The sequence below is a fragment of the Streptomyces sp. NPDC043952 genome, assembly GCF_056435325.1.
Genome location: NZ_JBWKES010000016.1, coordinates 155,301 through 170,363, shown reverse-complemented (window position 1 = coordinate 170,363; position 15,063 = coordinate 155,301). Strand labels below are relative to the sequence as shown.

Here is a 15,063-nt window from a genome sequence, read left to right as displayed (position 1 = left end):
CAACACCCGGCAGCAAAGGCGCTATCCGCTCCCACGCCGCATCCGTCAGCTCACCACGACCCACCATAAGATCGATTATCAGACAGGTCCTAGGGCTCGGGGAACGGCCGGCCGGTGACGACGGCGGCGAGCGTCGTGCCGCGCGGGAAGGCGCCCTCCCCGGCGAGGGTGACGAGTCCGTAGAGCAGCTTGGCGACATAGAGGCGTTCCACGGGCAGACCGTGCCGCCGTTCGAAGTCCTCGGCGAAGGCGTCGAGTTCGGGGGTGGTGCGCGCGTATCCGCCGAAGTGGAAGCGCTCGTCCAGGGACCAGTCGCCGGTACGGCCGCCGAAGGCACGTTCCTGCAACGCCTCGGTGTCGGCCGTCAGGAAGCCGCCCCTGAGGACCGGCACGCCGAGCGCCCGCTGCCCCTCCGCCAGCCCGGCCGCGAGCCCCGCGAGCGTCCCGCCGGTGCCGCAGGCGACCGCGACGACATCGGCGTGCCCGCGCAGTTCCGCGCCGAGCGCCGTGCAGCCGCGCACCGCCGCCGCGTTGCTGCCGCCCTCCGGCACGACGTACGCGCCCTCGGCGCCGGCCGCGCGCAGGATCGCCGCCAGCGTCTCCGGCTCGGCCTTGCGCCGGTAGATCGACCGTTCGGCGAAGTGCAGCCGCATCCCGTCGGCCGCGCACCGGGCGAGGGAGGGGTTGAGCGGCCGGCCGGCCAGCTCCTGACCGCGCACCACCCCGGTGGTGGCCACCCCGAGCAGCCGTCCGGCCGCCGCGGTGGCCCGCAGGTGATTGGAGTAGGCCCCGCCGAAGGTGACCAGCGGCCGGCCACCCGCCGCGGCGAGGTTCGGCGCCAGCTTGCGCCACTTGTTGCCGATCAGCTCCGGGTGGATCAGGTCGTCCCGCTTGAGCAGCAGCCGGATCCCGCGCCGCTCGAACCGCTCGTCCCGCAGCTCCTGGAGGGGCGAGGGGAGGCGGGGGACGAGGGGATCGCTGCCGGTCACCGTGCCATTGTCGCCGACGCCGGGCACGCGCGTCCGAGCACGGCCCTTTCCGAAGTCCTCCTTTCTGCCCACTAGTCCGATGATCCATTCCCCCTCTTTCGGGTAATGGCGGGGCGACCGTGCGTGATGGGACGCTCGATGCGAGACCGGCCCGCTGCGGCCGGTGCATTACATGGGAGGGCATTTCCACATGTCGGTAGGCGATGAGGTCCGCACGGATCAGGGCAAGCCGCAGCAGTCCCTCGGGACCGCGGCAGCGCGGAACCTGGCCACCACCACCAAGTCCGTTCCGCAGATGCAGGAGATCAGCTCCCGCTGGCTGCTGCGCACGCTCCCCTGGGTGGACGTCCAGGGCGGCACGTACCGGGTGAACCGCCGGCTGACGTACGCCGTCGGCGACGGCCGCATCACCTTCGTCAAGACCGGCGGCCAGGTCGAGGTCATCCCGGCCGAACTCGGCGAACTCCCGGCCCTGCGGTCGTACGAGGACGAAGAGGTCCTGGCCGAGCTGGCCCGGCGCTGCCGCCAGCGCGACTTCGCCCCCGGCGAGGTGATCGCCGACTTCGGCAACCGCAACGACGGGGTGCATCTGCTCGCCCACGGCCGCGTCGAGAAGATCGGCACCGGTCCCTACGGCGACGACTCGGTGCTCGGCGTCCTCGCCGACGGCTCCTACTTCGGCGACCAGGCGCTGATCGACCCGGACGCCATCTGGGAGTACACGGTCCGCGCGGCCACCGCCAGCACCGTGCTCATCCTCAGCCGCCAGGACTTCGAGCAGATCGCCGAGCGCTCCGAATCCCTGCGCGCGCACCTGGCCCAGCTCCGCTCGATCCCGGAGCAGCGCACCAACAAGTACGGCGAGAAGGCGGTCGACCTGGCGGCCGGCCACTCCGGCGAGCCCGACATCCCGCACACCTTCGTCGACTACGAGCCCCGGCCCCGCGAGTACGAACTGAGCATCGCCCAGACCGTGCTGCGCGTCCACTCCCGCGTGGCCGACCTGTACAACCAGCCGATGAACCAGACCGAGCAGCAGCTGCGGCTCACGGTCGAGGCGCTGAAGGAGCGCCAGGAGCACGAGCTGATCAACAACCCGGAGTTCGGTCTCCTCAGCAACTGCGAGTACGACCAGCGGATCCAGCCGCACGACGGCGTGCCGAGCCCGGACGACATGGACGAGCTGCTCAGCCGCCGCCGCGGGACCAAGCTGTTCCTCGCCCACCCGCGCGCGATCGCCGCGTTCGGCCGCGAGCTGAACAAGCGGGGGCTGGTGCCGGAGACCATCGACATGGGCGGCAACCGCATCCCCACCTGGCGCGGGGTGCCCATCTTCCCCTGCGGCAAGATCCCGATCAGCGAGGCGCGGACCACCTCGATCATCGCGATGCGTACCGGCGAGGAGGAGCAGGGCGTCATCGGCCTGCGGCAGTCCGGCATCCCGGACGAGATCGAACCGAGCCTGTCCGTCCGCTTCATGGGGATCAACGAGCAGGCGATCATCAAGTACCTGGTCACGGCCTACTATTCGGCCGCCGTCCTGGTGCCCGACGCGCTCGGCGTGCTGGAGAACGTCGAAATCGGCCGGTGGAGGTGACGTTTCCGCACGTCGCGGCCGTGTCCCCGGCCGTATGGGCGGGTACACCCTCGGGGTACGCGTCCGGCCGGGCAGGCTCCGCCGGTGCCCGCGGACCTGGCGAGGGGGAGACATGGCCGAGTCCATGACGGAGATCGATGAGCGTTCCTGTGGTGTGCCGTACCCCGGCGCACCACAGGGGCGGCGGGGGACCGGGGACACCGGCCCCGGTCCGCACGACGGGCAGGAGGCGCTGGCGCTGCTGGAGCGGAGCCGGGCACTGGTCGACCCGGCGATGCGCGCCGCCGTCGATTCGCTGCCCGGTTCCATGCGCCGGATCGCGCGCTACCACTTCGGCTGGGAGCACGTGGACGGCAGCCCGGCCGCGGGCCACGCGGGCAAGGCGATCCGCCCGGCCCTGGTGCTCGCCGCCGCCGGCGCGTTCGGCGGCCCGGCGGCCCGCGCGGCCGCCGTACCGGCCGCGGCGGCGGTGGAGCTGGTCCACAACTTCACACTGCTGCACGACGACGTGATGGACCGGGACCCCACCCGCAGGCACCGGCCCACCGCCTGGACCGTGTTCGGGGACGCGGACGCGATCCTCGCCGGGGACGCGCTCCAGGCGCTCGCGCTGCGCCTGCTGGCCGAGGACCCGCACCCGGCCGCCGCTCAGGCCGCCGCCCGGCTCGCGGACTGCGTGCTGGAGCTGTGCGCCGGCCAGCACGCCGACACCGACCTGGAGCACCGCGCCCCGGCCGAGGTCACGCTGGACGAGGTGCTCGCCATGGCCGAGGCGAAGACGGGCGCGCTGCTGGGCTGCGCCTGCGCCCTCGGCGCGCTGTACGCGGGCGTGGGGCCCGAGGAGGTGGCCGCGCTGGACGGCTTCGGGCGGCAGGCGGGGCTCGCCTTCCAGCTGATCGACGACGTCATCGGCATATGGGGTGAGCCGCTGCGCACCGGCAAGCCGGCCGGTGCCGATCTCGCGGCCCGCAAGAAGTCCCTGCCGGTGGTGGCGGCGCTGGTCTCCGGCACCCCGGCGGCGGCCGAACTCGCCGCGCTGTACGCAAAGCCGTACATCACCGGGGACAGCGAGGGCATAGCGCGGACCGCGCTGGCCGTGGAGCGGGCCGGCGGCCGGGACTGGGCGCAGGCGGAGGCGGCCGACCGGATGGCCCGCGCGATGCAGGAGCTGGCCCGCGCGATCCCGGACCCGGAGGCGGCGGGCGGGCTGCTCGCCCTCGCCGAGTTCGTGACCCGGCGCAGCAGCTGAGCGTCGCGGTCCGTGCCGCCGGCCCGTCCGGCGGCCCCGAGGACCCGGAGCCTCCGGGCCCGTGCGGCTCCTGACCCCGCACGGCGCTCCGGGGGCTCCGGTCGTACGACCGCCTGAATCCTCACCGGTTGCCTGGTCCCGGCGTCTACCGTGGGGGCATGCCGAAACCGTCCCGCATCGTCCATCTCACCGAGCGCTCCCTGTGGGAGGCGGCCCGCGAGCGCGGCACCTACGAGGTGTCCACCCGCGGCCGCACTCTCGACGAGGTGGGCTTCATCCACTTCTCCTCGCGCGAGCAACTCCCGCCCGTCGCGGCCTTCTTGTACGGCGATGACGACGGTCCGGACGAGCTGGTGCTTCTGGTGGTGGACCCAGAGCTCCTGGACGCGCCCCTGAGGTACGAGCCGGGGGAGCCGGGCGGTGAGGAATTCCCGCACCTGTACGGCCCGTTGCCGGTGAGCGCTGTGGTGGAGGTGGAGCCCTGGGGGGTGAAGGGACGCCTGCCGTAGGGGCGTTCAGGCGGCCGGGCGCTGGAAGCAGCGCAGCAGATTGCCCGCCGGGTCGCGGAAGGCGCAGTCGCGCACGCCCCACGGCTGGTCGGTCGGTTCCTGGAGCACATCGGCGCCGGACTCGCGCAGCCGCTCCCACAGCGCGTCGCAGTCGTCGGTGGCCAGGATGACCCCGCGCAGCATGCCCTTGGCGAGCAGTTCGGCGAGCGCCTGCCGGTCGGCCGGGGAGGCGTCCGGGTTGGCGCCCGGCGGCTCCAGCACGATCTCCACGTCCGGCTGGTGCGGCGAGCCGACGGTCACCCATCGCATCCCCTCGAAGCCCACGTCGTTGCGGACCTCCAGGCCGAGGACGTCGCGGTAGAAGGCGAGGGCCTTGTCGTGGTCGTCCACGGCGATGAAGCACTGCGCGAGTCGTACGTTCATGCGTTCACGCTAAGCCGGTCGGGACGGCGGCGCGCGCGGCTCGGGGGAACTACCGCGCGAGATCAGTAGGGGCGGCGGGGTGGCCGGGTGAAGGCGCGGGCCACGCAGGAGGGGATCACCGCGGCCGGTTCGTGCGAGGCCGCCCGGTAGGCGCTCGGGGTCTGGCCGACCAGCTCGGTGAAACGGGAACTGAAGGACCCGAGCGACGTACACCCCACGGCCAGGCACACCTCGGTCACGGTGAGGTCGCCCCGGCGCAGCAGCGCCTTGGCCCGCTCGATGCGGCGGGTCATGAGATAGCTGTAGGGCGTCTCCCCGAACGCCTTGCGGAAGCTGCGCTGGAAATGGCCGGGGGACATCAGGGCGCCGCGCGCCAGCTCGCTCATGTCGAGCGGCTCCGCGTACTCCCGGTCCATCCGGTCGCGCACGCGCCGCAACCGCCGCAGATCCTCCAGACTCACGGCCACCAGCTTGGCACAGCCCACCGACACCGGGCCGGGACCGGTCGGCCCCGCCGCACCCACCCCGCACCCACCCCGCCCTCAACCCCGTCCCCACCCCGTCTCCGCCTCGGCATCGGAGGGCATTCGCTCCCAGTTCGCGCGGGATTGGCCGGGTCTTGGTTGGCTGGAGTCATGGACCACTTCACGTTCCTCGTGGCGGTCGTCATCGTGACGGCGCTGGCGTTCGACTTCACGAACGGGTTCCATGACACCGCGAACGCGATGGCCACCTCCATCGCCACGGGCGCGCTCCGGCCCAGAATCGCGGTCCTGATCAGCGGTGTTCTCAATATCGCGGGCGCGTTCCTGTCCACCGAGGTGGCCCGGACGATCTCCGGGGGCATCGTGGACGACGCCCTGGTCACCCCCGCGATGATCTTCGCCGGGCTGGTCGGGGCGATCCTGTGGAATCTGGCGACCTGGCTCGCCGGGCTGCCCTCCAGTTCCTCGCACGCCCTGTTCGGCGGGCTGATCGGCGCGGTCTGGGTCGGCGCGGGGTCCAAGGGCGTGCACTTCGAGCAGGTGCTCGACAAGGTGCTGCTGCCCGCCGTCGTCTCCCCTCTCGTGGCCGGCGCGGCCGCCTGCGCCGCCACCTACCTCGCCTATCTGCTCTCCGCCCGCGCCCGGCAGGAGCAGGTGACCAAGGGCTTCCGGCTCGGCCAGATCGCCTCCGCGTCCCTGGTCTCCCTCGCGCACGGCACCAACGACGCGCAGAAGACCATGGGCGTGATCACGCTGACCCTGATCTCGGCGGGCGCGCTCGGCCATGACGCCGGGCCGCCGGTCTGGGTCATCGGCTCCGCGGGACTCGCGATCGGCCTCGGCACCTATCTGGGCGGCTGGCGGATCATCCGCACCATGGGCAAGGGCCTGACGGACATCCAGTCGCCGCAGGGCTTCGCCGCCGAGACGGCCTCCACCGCGGTGATCCTCACCTCCGCCCACCTCGGCTTCGCCCTGTCCACCACCCAGGTCGCCTCCGGCAGCATCCTCGGCGCGGGACTCGGCCGCCGGCTCGCGGAGGTCCGCTGGGGCGTGGCCGGGCGGATGGCGCTGGCCTGGCTGATCACCCTGCCGTTCGCCGCGCTGGTCGGCGGCCTCGCGGCCAGCGTGGTCAAGCACGGCGGCAACGTCGGCACGGTCGTCGTCGCCCTGGTGGCGCTGGCCCTCGCCGTGGGCGGCATCGCCGTCTCCCGCCGCAACCCGGTGCACGCCGACAACGTCAACGACCACCACGAGGTCACCCTCCGCGCCCAGGCCCCCACCGACATCGGCTCCGCCGTCTGAACTCCGGGAGTCCGCCATGCACATCGACTGGTCCGCCCTCGCCCGCGTCGCCGCGGTCAGCCTCGGCGTCACCGTCACCGTGGTCGTCGTCTTCACCCTCGGCGTGCTGGGCCTGTCCCGCGCCGCCGACCGCCGCGCGGGCGCCGCCACCGCGGCCCGCGCCCAGGCGGGGCTGTGCTTCCTGGCCTGCGCGGTGGTGGTGGGGTACGGGATCCACCTGATCGTGCCGCAGTTCCACTGACCGCGCCGGGCACCCGGCCGCCGGTCCCGCACGCAGGCGAGTTTTACAGATTTCCGCTTGGCTGTTAAATTCGTAGCCATGTCCAAGGTTGCGTCCGCCCAGCTCGTCCTCGAAGGCGCCTACCGCGCCTTCTGCCGTCACGGTTTCCGCCGTACGACGATGTCGGACATCGTCGAGGAGTCACGGCTGTCGCGGCCGACCGTCTACAAGTACGCCGGGACCAAGGACGAGGTGTTCGCCACGCTCGTCCGCACGGGCCTGGAACGGGCCGCCGCGGCGGCCGAGCGGGCGGCGGCGGACGCCGGTACGACCGAGGAGAAGGTGCTCGGCGTGCTCACCGTGAAGCTGGAGGCGGCCATCCGGCTCTGGCAGGACAGCCCCACGCACGCCTACGAGCTGCTGGCCGCGGCCTCCGCGCACACCCCCGAGCCGGTCGGCGCCTACATGGACACCCTGGCGCGGCTGCTCGCCGACGCCCTGGCCGAGGCCGTCCCCGGCACCGCCCGGCAGGCGGCCGACGTGCTGCTCACGTTCACCCGCGGACTGGAGGACGACCTGCGCGATGCCGACACGGCCCGCCGGGACCTCCGTACCGGCGTGCGGATGATCACCCGAGGGGCGCTGAGCCGCCCCCCAGCCCCCGCCTGACCCACCAGCAGGCCCCAGCCGGAAGGCACCCCCTCATGAGCTCCACCACCCCCACCTCCTACCGCGACCAGCGGGCCTGGCGCGACCTCCAGCGCTTCCTGCCGGAGCGGCTGCGCCTGACCGACGAGAGCGCCCCGCGGGAGGAGTTCTGGGACTGGCGCGGACACCGCGTCCACCTCGACCGGTACCCGAACCCCGAGGCCCGCGCCAAGGTCGTCCTGCACCACGGCGTGGGCACCAACGGCCGCCAGATGTCCCTCATCCTGGGCGCCCCGCTCGCCCGGCTCGGCTTCGAGACCGTCGCCCTCGACAACCTCGGCTACGGCCTCACCTGCGTCGCGCCGGGTACGACACCCTCGTACGACGACTGGGTCGATCTGGTCGTGGACTTCCTCGCCCACGAGCGCTCCCGCGACGACCGCCCGATCGTCCTGTACGGGCTCAGCGCGGGCGGCATGCTCACGTACCACGTGGCGGCCAAGGCACCGCGCGGCACCCTGGCCGGCATCGTCGGCATGACCTTCCTCGACCAGCGCCTCCAGCAGGTCCGCGACGAGACCGCGCACGACCGGATCGCCGCCCGCCTCGGCGGCCCCGTGCTGGGGCTGCTGGCCAGGACCCCGGCCGCTGGGCTGAAGTGCCCGATGAGCCTGGCGAGCAAGATGTCGGCGCTCGCCAACGACCCCGGCGCGATGAAGGTGTTCCTCAAGGACCGCACCTCCGCCGCGAACTGGGTGAGCGTCCGCTTCCTGGACCGCTACATGAACTACGCCCCCGCGGTCGAACCCGAGGACTTCGACGCCTGCCCGGTCCTGCTGACCCAGCCCGCCGAGGACCGCTGGACCCCGCACCACCTCAGCGTGCCGGTCCTGTCCCGCATCACCAGGGTGCCGGTCGACACCGTCATGCTCGACAACGCGGGGCACTACCCCCTGGAGGAGCCCGGCCTGCGGCAGATGCAGGACGCCATCGCGGACTTCGTCACGAAGCACACCGCGTGAGCGGCCGCGGCGGACGGCCGCGCGGACCGGGCCCCTGTGCCGGCGCCTGTGATCAGGCGCAACGCGTCAGGCGGAACCCAGCAGTTCGCGCAGCCGCGCGGTGTCGATGACGTGCGCCCGCATCGGGAACACCTTCTCCAGCAGCACCCGGTGGACCTCCGGGTCGCGGTCGGCGACCCCGTCGGACAGCACGATGACGCGGTAGTCGCGGTCGGCGGCGTCGGTCAGCGTGGACAGGACGACCCCGCTGGTGCTGATCCCGGAGAGGATCAGCGTGTCGATGCCGCGCGCGTCCAGCTGCTCGTACAGGTCGGTCGTGGAGGCCGCGCCGATGCGGACCTTGCGCACCACGATGTCGCCGTCCTCGGGCGCGATCCGCTCGTCGACCTGCGTCGCGGGGTCCTCGTGGTGGTTGAGCCGGGCCGCGGCGAGCGGGCCGAAGGGCTTGTTCCGCTCCGGGATCGCGGCCCAGTCCTCCTCGGTGAAGGCGACCCGGACGTAGCCGATGGTGCCGCCGGCGGCGCGGACCTCGGCGATGGCGCCCTTGACCAGCTCGATCAGCGCGTCCGGGTCCGGGGCGTGGGAGAGGATCCCGCCCTGGAGGTCCATCGCCAGCAGGGCGGTGCGCTCGGGGGCGATCGAGGTCAGGGTGGCGGGGGTGGTCATACGGTGGTTCTCCTCGCGGATCTCATGGGGTGTGCGGGTGGATCTCGGCCCCGGCGAGACGCTCCAGCAGCTCGACGGCCTTCTCCAGGTCGTCGAACTCCTCCGGGGGTACGACCTGTGCGATGGCGCGGGCCAGGAAGGAGGCGCGCCCCGCGAGCAGCCGTTCGATCAGTTCGCCGGCCGAGGGGTCGGCGCTGATCAGCTTGCGGCGGCCGTCGAGCGGATCGGGCGCGCCGTGCACCAGTCCGGCGGCCTTCAGCACCGCGAGGCTCTGGGCGATGGCCTGGGGCGTGACGTGCTCCAGCGCGGCGAGCCGCGCCGCCGTCACCGGCCCCTCGCGCACCACCTCGGCCAGGACGGCGAGCTGGGTGGCGGTCAGACCGGTCGCGTGCTGCCCCGACTCCGCGCGCAGCCGCGCCCGCAGGCGCTTCATCGCCTGGTTGAGCCGCTGCGCGGTGTCGGTGGGGGCTGGCGGGAAAGTGGGGGCGGAGCCGGAGGTCACACCCTCACCGTAGAATTCATCAAGCAACTTTGCCAAGTTGCTTGATGAATTCTTGGACTGGTCCTTGTCGGACCGTCTCCCCGGTCACCAGGCGACGGGCAGCTCGTACGCCCCGTAGACGGCCATGTCCTCCCGGAACGGGATCTGTGTCAGCGGCTTCTCCAGGCGCAGGCGCGGGAACCGGCGCAGCAGCGCGGGGTAGGCGACCTGGAGTTCCATCCGGGCGAGGTTCTGGCCGAGGCACTGGTGCGGGCCCGTGCCGAAGGCGATGTGCCGGCGGGCGGCCCGGTCGATGTCCAGCCGGTCGGGGTCCTCGAAGACCTCGGGGTCGCGGTTGGCGAGATCGGTGGCGAAGACGACGCCCTCGCCCGCGCGGATCACCTGGCCGCCGACCTCCACGTCCGCGACCGCGACCCGGCGCCGCCCCAGGTGCACGATGGTCAGGTACCGCAGCAGCTCCTCGACGGCGTTCACCACCCGGCCCGGCTCCCCGTCCCGCACGGCCGCGAGCTGCTCGGGGTGCTGAAGCAGCGCGCAGACGCCGAGCGCGATCATGTTGGCCGTCGTCTCGTGCCCGGCCACCAGCAGCAGCCGGGCCTGCTTGGCGCACTCGTCGCGGGTGCTGATGCCGGTGCGCAGGTACTCGACGGCCATGCGGCTGAGCAGGTCGTCGCCGGGGTCCTTCTCCTTGGCCACCACCAGGTCGCCGAGGTAGTCCACCAGTTCCCGGGAGGCGGCGAGCGCGGCCTCGGGGGTGGAGCGGGTGTCGATCATCACCGCGCTGACCCGCTGGAAGAAGGCGTGGTCGGCGTAGGGGACACCGAGCAGTTCGCAGATCACCAGCGACGGCAGCGGCAGCGCGAACGCCCGCACCAGGTCGGCCGGGGGCCCGGACCGCTCCATCGCGTCCAGCAGTTCGGTGACGATCGCCTCGACGCGGGGCCGCAGCGCGTTGATCCGCTTGACGGTGAAGTCCGCGGTGAAACGCCGCCGTTGCTCGTTGTGCTCCGGCTCGTCCATGGAGATGAATGTGCGGTTGTGGGCGCGGGTGGCCTCGCTTCCGGCGCTCACGCTCGGGAAGTCGGGCAGCCGGTTGTCCGCGCTGATCCGCTCGTCGCGCAGCAGGGCGACCTGGTCGGCGTGCCGGGTCACCAGCCAGGCGGTCTTGCCGTTCCACAGGGAGATGCGGGCCAGCGGGCCCTCGGCGAGCAGCCGGTGGCGCTCGGGCGGGGGGTCGAAGGGGCAGCCGGGGGCGCGGTGGGTGGCGTAGGCGGGGGGTGGGGCCGGGGCTGGAGCCGGAGCCGGCGGGACGGGGGTCTCGGGCATCGTCGTGGACCTCCTCGGTTACTTAACAAAAGTAAGTAAGTTACTTTCATGTTACTCCGGCGGGCGGGGAGGCGGAATAGATGTAGGGGGCAAGTTTCGGACAGAGGCGAGCAGAGGCGACGGGGGCGGGAGTCGTACGACATGATCGGTGGATGGACCGACGGGTGGACCCCCAGGAGCCCGAGGGCCGGGCGGCCCTGGACGGCCTGTACACCGCGCTCTCGGCGCTCGCGTACACCATGACCGGCAACCGCGCGCACAGCAGGCTGCGCCGGGAGGCCGGGGTCTCGGTGGACCGGGCCTCCCTCGCGGTGCTGCGGGTGCTGGCGGCGTCGCCGGAACCCCTGCGCATGGGCGAGCTGGCCGAGGCCCTGATGGTGAACGCCCCGCACGTCACCCGCGAGGTGCGCCGCCTGGAGGAGGGCGGCCTGGTCGCCATCACGCGGGAACCGGGAGACCAGCGGGCGCGCCGGGCGCGGGCCACCGAGGAGGGCCGGGCGGCGGTCGCCCGCGCCGAGGCCACGGGGAAGCGGTGGCTCGGCGAGGCGCTGGGGGAGTTCTCGCCGCTGGAGCTGGAGACGGCGGCGGCGGTGATCAACCGGATCGTGCAGGCGTTCCGCCCGTGAGACGGGGCCGGGCGCGGTATGGCGACGGGCGCGGCTGAACTGGCCGGCGGGCGCTGCGAGGAGGCCTTGCGGACACTTTTGCGTGCGCGGGTGCTCTACGGCGGTCTCGGGTCGGCCGGGGGAGAGACGGTGACCGGAGCCGCTGCGGGAGGGGCCGGGTCCGTGGGGGCGCCGGGTTTGTGGGAGGGCCGGGTCCTGGGGCGCCGGGCTTGTGGAAGAGGTCGGGTCCGTGGGAGGGGCCGGGTCCGTGGGGCGGCGTCGTGTCTGTGGGCGGCGCCGGGCTCGTGGGCGCCGGAGTCGGCGTGGCCGCGGGAGGGGCCGTGCCCGCGGGCGCCGGAGCCGGCGTGGCCGCAGGAGGCAGACAGCGCGCGGCCACCGGCTCTACGGCGTTCCGCACGACTGCCCGACCGCGTCCCGCACGACTGCCCGACCCACCGCCCCACTACCTGGGAACGCCGCTCCCCCCGTCCCCCAACCCCTGGCCCCTCCAAGCAAGTTGCCGACGGAATGGGCCATGCTCCCGGCCACCCCGAGCCGCCGCCCCTCTCACGACCAGGCGGCGCGGGAAGGGGCTACTGCTTCTCCCACTGCTCCTTGGTGATCTCGTACCGCACGCCTCCCAACTCGGCGCCCTCGACCTTCGCCATGTCAGGAGGAGTCGGGATGCTCTCCGCGAGCGTCATCCCGACCTTCTCCATGACATTGCGCGAACCCCGGTTCAGGGACATCGTGTCGGCCCAGACCATGCGCACCCCGAGCTCCGTGAACGCCTTGCGCAGCAGGGCCCGTGAGCCTTCGGTGGCGTACCCCTTGCCCCAGGCCGCCTGCCGCAGCCGGTAGCCGAGTTCGACCTCGTCCAGGGGGCCCTCCGCCTCGGGACGCAGGATGAACCAGCCGATGAACGCGCCGCCGTCCTTCTCATGCGCGGCGAACAGCCCCAAGTCGCCGCCCCACTTGTCGTAGCCGGCGAGGATGTTCGGCAGATGACGCTCCCGGACGACCTCCGGCGCGGTCGGCTCACCACCGCTCAGGTACCGCATCACCGCCGGGTCACTGTCCAGCTCTATCAGCAGATCGGCGTCCCCGTCGGTGAATCGGCGCAGCGCCAGGCGCTCGGTGTCCAGGTAGGTGCCCATGAGCCGATCATGCCGGAAGCCACTCGCACGACCTACCGGTTTTCGCGAACAGACGGACCGCGCGCACGCCGTTCCGCTCGGCCGGGCAAGCTGTCACTGTTTGCCAAGGAGCCACCCTATGAGTGACGGTAAGTCAATCGCTGGCCTCATAGCGAGGTGGCTCTGAGGTGTCCAAGACGGCGCATGGCCCGTTATCGCCAGCCGTCGAGGGAGACTTCTGGACCACCCATGAGGTATCGGGAGAGAGCACTCGCGGTTGTGTTCACGAACTCCGTAGGGATGGCGTCGGCATGGACCCAGCAAACCTGGGCGTGCTTGCGTGGCTCGCGGTTTTCTGGCTCGCCCGTCCACTCGTGGGCGGCGAAGACGACGGTGAGAAAGCCGTTGGGGGCCTCGACTCCCTTGGCGCCGTGGATGATGTGGGCGACCTTGAGGGATTCGGGCTTCACCGTGAGACCGGTCTCCTCGTAGAGCTCGCGGACCGCGGTCTCCGTGATGGGTTCGCCCGGCTCGCTTTTGCCGACGGGGAGGTCCCACATTCCCTGGGCGAACTTGGCGTTCTCGCTGCGCTGGAGGAGGACCACGCGGTTGGTGGCCTTGTCGTGGACGATGACGGCGGCGACCAGCAGGGTCATGGATTCCAGGGCAGGCTTGAGCGTCTTGGGCCGGTCATCGGTTGGCGGCTGAGCCACGGTGATCCCTTCGCCGGCCGGGTTGATGGCAGCCGCCTACTCGTAGGCCCAGGCCCGGCCCGTCTGCCGGTACTCCTCTACGGGGATGGGCTCGACGCCGGTCCTCATGCGGGCGGTGTACAGCAGGCCGTCGAGGTGGTCGATCTCGTGGTGGATGAGGCGCGCGAGTCCGCGTTCGTACACGGTGGTGACGGTCTCGCCGGTCAGGGTCGTGGTCTCGGCGGTGATCTTCAGGGGGCGGGGCACGAGGCCGCGGACGTCGAAGAAGCTGAGGCAGCCCTCGTACTGCTCGTCCACCTCCTCGGAGTGGTCGGTGATCTTCGGGTTGAGCAGGACGATGGCGGGCGCGGCGCCGGGCGGCTGGACGACGGCGGCGGCCCGGCCGATGCCGATCTGCGGGGCGGCGATGCCCATGCCCTTGGCGAAGGGGTGGACCTGACCGATCCGCTCCATGGCGGCGAACAGCTCGTCGGTGATGCGCTCGGCTTCATCGCGTTCGGCGGGCAGGTCGAATGCGCGGGCCGGTTCGGCGAGGATGCCGGCGCCGTGCTGGACGACTCCGAGGTCTCGCATCTGCTGGCTGGGCCGCACGTCAATCACCTGAACTCCCCTTGACTGGTCTCATGTTCGGGCCGTGCCCGGAACCGCCACTCAAGACGGTACCGAGCGTGCAGAGCGGGCGTGGCCGTGATCCACGTGAATTGCCGTAGGCCACCGTGGTCGCTGCGGACGGGCGGGGTCCGCAGCGGGGAGGCTTCGGCGGTCATCGAGGTCTCGGTGCCCCAGACCACCGGGTCGAGGTGGGCGGGGAAGGCGAGCTGGACTTCGAGTTGTTCAGTGGGCAGGCGGACGGCGCGCTGGAACCAGTTGCCCCACTTGTCGTCGCCGACGGTGTAGGCGTACTCGATCCACACGGACTCGCCGGGGTAGAGCGGGAAGCGGCCGTGTTCGTTGTCGAACAGCAGCCAGACTTCCTTGAAGGCGTCTCGGTCGTGTTTGGCCTGCCAGCGCATGGCCTCGGCCCGGCAGGTGGCCGTGAGGTCGAGTTCATCCCAGGTCAGCGGGTGCGCCCGGTAGTGCACGTTCGACCGCTCCGGGTCGCCGGGGTAGCGGTCGACGCTGATGCGGATCAGATAGCGAGTCACCGGTTCGGCGCCGGTGTTCCGCAACCGTCGGCGCATGGTGAGCCGGTACGAACGGCCGTCGTACTGGAGCCGGGCGGCGTCGTGCTCGACCATGAGGGCGGAGCCGGTGGCGTACGGCTGCTCGTGCCTGCGCGGGGCTGGCGGGGGTGCGGGCGGGCGCCTGCTACGGGTGCGGGCCTGCTCGTAGTCGCACCAGCGCCGCCAGATCGCCTTCCCGGCGTTCAGGGCCTCGTCCGCGAGCCGGGCGAACTCCTCGCTGGGCTTGGTGCGACCGGACTCCATATGGCTGACGTAGGACGGGTCGAAGCCCATGGCCTGGGCTAACGCCCGCTTGGACGTGCCGCGTACCTCCCGCCACCTGGCCACCTCGGCCGCGAAGTCCTCTGCCGCCTGCTCGACGGTGATCTCCTCGCTGTGCGCGTCCATCGAAGCCCCGCCCCGCGTCACTTGTTGGTGAGCATGAATGAACCGTGAGTGATCCAAGTTCATCATCCCGTCACGGCTCACGTCACCGGTTTCCTTC

At 72.0% G+C, this 15,063-nt stretch carries 18 protein-coding genes; 8 read left to right on the top strand and 10 right to left on the bottom strand.

What is annotated here, in order from left to right; genetic code table 11:
- Positions 1-89: 89 nt before the first annotated feature.
- Positions 90-989 carry a 1-aminocyclopropane-1-carboxylate deaminase/D-cysteine desulfhydrase gene (locus tag AC069R_RS20245; protein WP_478768197.1) on the bottom strand — a complete coding sequence of 300 codons (900 nt, stop codon included), beginning with the start codon at positions 987-989 and terminating at the stop codon, positions 90-92.
- A gap of 190 nt (positions 990-1,179) precedes the next feature.
- Between AC069R_RS20245 and AC069R_RS20240 the strand changes: the two genes are divergently transcribed.
- From AC069R_RS20240 to AC069R_RS20230, 3 genes are all read left to right on the top strand, one after another.
- Positions 1,180-2,586: a family 2B encapsulin nanocompartment shell protein gene (locus AC069R_RS20240; RefSeq protein WP_478768196.1), complete on the top strand. Its 1,407-nt coding sequence runs from the start codon at positions 1,180-1,182 to the stop codon at positions 2,584-2,586.
- Positions 2,587-2,698: 112 nt separating this feature from the next.
- Positions 2,699-3,835: a family 2 encapsulin nanocompartment cargo protein polyprenyl transferase gene (locus AC069R_RS20235; RefSeq protein WP_478768195.1), complete on the top strand. Its 1,137-nt coding sequence runs from the start codon at positions 2,699-2,701 to the stop codon at positions 3,833-3,835.
- A 158-nt stretch (positions 3,836-3,993) separates the two neighbouring features.
- The gene (locus AC069R_RS20230) at positions 3,994-4,344 is read left to right on the top strand and encodes a DUF952 domain-containing protein (RefSeq protein WP_478768194.1); all 351 of its coding nucleotides are present in this window, start codon (positions 3,994-3,996) and stop codon (positions 4,342-4,344) included.
- A gap of 6 nt (positions 4,345-4,350) precedes the next feature.
- Here the strand turns inward: AC069R_RS20230 and AC069R_RS20225 are convergent, their stop codons facing one another.
- Positions 4,351-4,767 (bottom strand): VOC family protein, encoded by a 417-nt coding sequence (locus AC069R_RS20225; RefSeq protein WP_478768193.1) that lies wholly within the window; start codon positions 4,765-4,767, stop codon positions 4,351-4,353.
- 62 nt (positions 4,768-4,829) lie between these two features.
- On the bottom strand, positions 4,830-5,228 hold the full coding sequence (locus tag AC069R_RS20220; RefSeq protein ID WP_478768192.1) for a helix-turn-helix transcriptional regulator: 399 nt from the start codon (positions 5,226-5,228) through the stop codon (positions 4,830-4,832).
- Between the two features lie 174 nt (positions 5,229-5,402).
- Between AC069R_RS20220 and AC069R_RS20215 the strand changes: the two genes are divergently transcribed.
- From AC069R_RS20215 to AC069R_RS20200, 4 genes are all read left to right on the top strand, one after another.
- Entirely contained in the window at positions 5,403-6,557 is a 1,155-nt protein-coding gene (locus tag AC069R_RS20215; protein ID WP_478768191.1) for an inorganic phosphate transporter, read from the top strand.
- Between the two features lie 16 nt (positions 6,558-6,573).
- Positions 6,574-6,798: a hypothetical protein gene (locus AC069R_RS20210; protein ID WP_478768190.1), complete on the top strand. Its 225-nt coding sequence runs from the start codon at positions 6,574-6,576 to the stop codon at positions 6,796-6,798.
- A 78-nt stretch (positions 6,799-6,876) separates the two neighbouring features.
- Positions 6,877-7,446: a TetR/AcrR family transcriptional regulator gene (locus AC069R_RS20205; protein WP_478768189.1), complete on the top strand. Its 570-nt coding sequence runs from the start codon at positions 6,877-6,879 to the stop codon at positions 7,444-7,446.
- A gap of 35 nt (positions 7,447-7,481) precedes the next feature.
- The gene (locus AC069R_RS20200) at positions 7,482-8,447 is read left to right on the top strand and encodes an alpha/beta hydrolase (RefSeq protein WP_478768188.1); all 966 of its coding nucleotides are present in this window, start codon (positions 7,482-7,484) and stop codon (positions 8,445-8,447) included.
- A 66-nt stretch (positions 8,448-8,513) separates the two neighbouring features.
- Here the strand turns inward: AC069R_RS20200 and AC069R_RS20195 are convergent, their stop codons facing one another.
- The 3 genes from AC069R_RS20195 to AC069R_RS20185 form a co-directional block, all read right to left on the bottom strand.
- A complete protein-coding gene (locus AC069R_RS20195) occupies positions 8,514-9,113 on the bottom strand; it encodes a cysteine hydrolase family protein (protein ID WP_478768187.1) in 600 nt (199 codons plus the stop codon).
- 22 nt (positions 9,114-9,135) lie between these two features.
- A complete protein-coding gene (locus AC069R_RS20190; protein WP_478768206.1) occupies positions 9,136-9,546 on the bottom strand; it encodes a MarR family winged helix-turn-helix transcriptional regulator in 411 nt (136 codons plus the stop codon).
- Between the two features lie 153 nt (positions 9,547-9,699).
- Positions 9,700-10,941 carry a cytochrome P450 gene (locus tag AC069R_RS20185; RefSeq protein ID WP_478768186.1) on the bottom strand — a complete coding sequence of 414 codons (1,242 nt, stop codon included), beginning with the start codon at positions 10,939-10,941 and terminating at the stop codon, positions 9,700-9,702.
- Between the two features lie 152 nt (positions 10,942-11,093).
- Between AC069R_RS20185 and AC069R_RS20180 the strand changes: the two genes are divergently transcribed.
- Positions 11,094-11,567 (top strand): MarR family winged helix-turn-helix transcriptional regulator, encoded by a 474-nt coding sequence (locus tag AC069R_RS20180; RefSeq protein ID WP_478768185.1) that lies wholly within the window; start codon positions 11,094-11,096, stop codon positions 11,565-11,567.
- Positions 11,568-12,139: 572 nt separating this feature from the next.
- On the opposite strand, the gene AC069R_RS20175 is transcribed toward AC069R_RS20180, so the two are convergent.
- From AC069R_RS20175 to AC069R_RS20160, 4 genes are all read right to left on the bottom strand, one after another.
- On the bottom strand, positions 12,140-12,703 hold the full coding sequence (locus tag AC069R_RS20175) for a GNAT family N-acetyltransferase (RefSeq protein WP_478768184.1): 564 nt from the start codon (positions 12,701-12,703) through the stop codon (positions 12,140-12,142).
- Between the two features lie 191 nt (positions 12,704-12,894).
- Positions 12,895-13,395 carry an NUDIX domain-containing protein gene (locus AC069R_RS20170; RefSeq protein WP_478768183.1) on the bottom strand — a complete coding sequence of 167 codons (501 nt, stop codon included), beginning with the start codon at positions 13,393-13,395 and terminating at the stop codon, positions 12,895-12,897.
- A gap of 36 nt (positions 13,396-13,431) precedes the next feature.
- Positions 13,432-13,995, bottom strand: coding sequence for a peptide deformylase (locus tag AC069R_RS20165; RefSeq protein ID WP_478768182.1), 564 nt, complete (start codon positions 13,993-13,995; stop codon positions 13,432-13,434).
- On the bottom strand, positions 13,992-14,966 hold the full coding sequence (locus tag AC069R_RS20160) for a helix-turn-helix domain-containing protein (protein ID WP_478768181.1): 975 nt from the start codon (positions 14,964-14,966) through the stop codon (positions 13,992-13,994). The genes AC069R_RS20165 and AC069R_RS20160 overlap by 4 nt, the downstream gene beginning before the upstream one ends.
- Positions 14,967-15,063: the final 97 nt, after the last annotated feature.

Excerpts from the sequence above, each read along its gene's own strand:
- AC069R_RS20240 (WP_478768196.1), top strand. The coding sequence starts at position 1,180 with ATGTCGGTAGGCGATGAGGTCCGCACGGATCAGGGCAAGCCGCAGCAG.
- AC069R_RS20235 (WP_478768195.1), top strand. The coding sequence starts at position 2,699 with ATGGCCGAGTCCATGACGGAGATCGATGAGCGTTCCTGTGGTGTGCCG.
- AC069R_RS20230 (WP_478768194.1), top strand. The coding sequence starts at position 3,994 with ATGCCGAAACCGTCCCGCATCGTCCATCTCACCGAGCGCTCCCTGTGG.
- AC069R_RS20225 (WP_478768193.1), bottom strand. The coding sequence starts at position 4,767 with ATGAACGTACGACTCGCGCAGTGCTTCATCGCCGTGGACGACCACGAC.
- AC069R_RS20215 (WP_478768191.1), top strand. The coding sequence starts at position 5,403 with ATGGACCACTTCACGTTCCTCGTGGCGGTCGTCATCGTGACGGCGCTG.
- AC069R_RS20210 (WP_478768190.1), top strand. The coding sequence starts at position 6,574 with ATGCACATCGACTGGTCCGCCCTCGCCCGCGTCGCCGCGGTCAGCCTC.
- AC069R_RS20205 (WP_478768189.1), top strand. The coding sequence starts at position 6,877 with ATGTCCAAGGTTGCGTCCGCCCAGCTCGTCCTCGAAGGCGCCTACCGC.
- AC069R_RS20200 (WP_478768188.1), top strand. The coding sequence starts at position 7,482 with ATGAGCTCCACCACCCCCACCTCCTACCGCGACCAGCGGGCCTGGCGC.
- AC069R_RS20195 (WP_478768187.1), bottom strand. The coding sequence starts at position 9,113 with ATGACCACCCCCGCCACCCTGACCTCGATCGCCCCCGAGCGCACCGCC.
- AC069R_RS20190 (WP_478768206.1), bottom strand. The coding sequence starts at position 9,546 with ATGAAGCGCCTGCGGGCGCGGCTGCGCGCGGAGTCGGGGCAGCACGCG.
- AC069R_RS20185 (WP_478768186.1), bottom strand. The coding sequence starts at position 10,941 with ATGCCCGAGACCCCCGTCCCGCCGGCTCCGGCTCCAGCCCCGGCCCCA.
- AC069R_RS20180 (WP_478768185.1), top strand. The coding sequence starts at position 11,094 with ATGGACCGACGGGTGGACCCCCAGGAGCCCGAGGGCCGGGCGGCCCTG.
- AC069R_RS20175 (WP_478768184.1), bottom strand. The coding sequence starts at position 12,703 with ATGGGCACCTACCTGGACACCGAGCGCCTGGCGCTGCGCCGATTCACC.
- AC069R_RS20160 (WP_478768181.1), bottom strand. The coding sequence starts at position 14,966 with ATGGACGCGCACAGCGAGGAGATCACCGTCGAGCAGGCGGCAGAGGAC.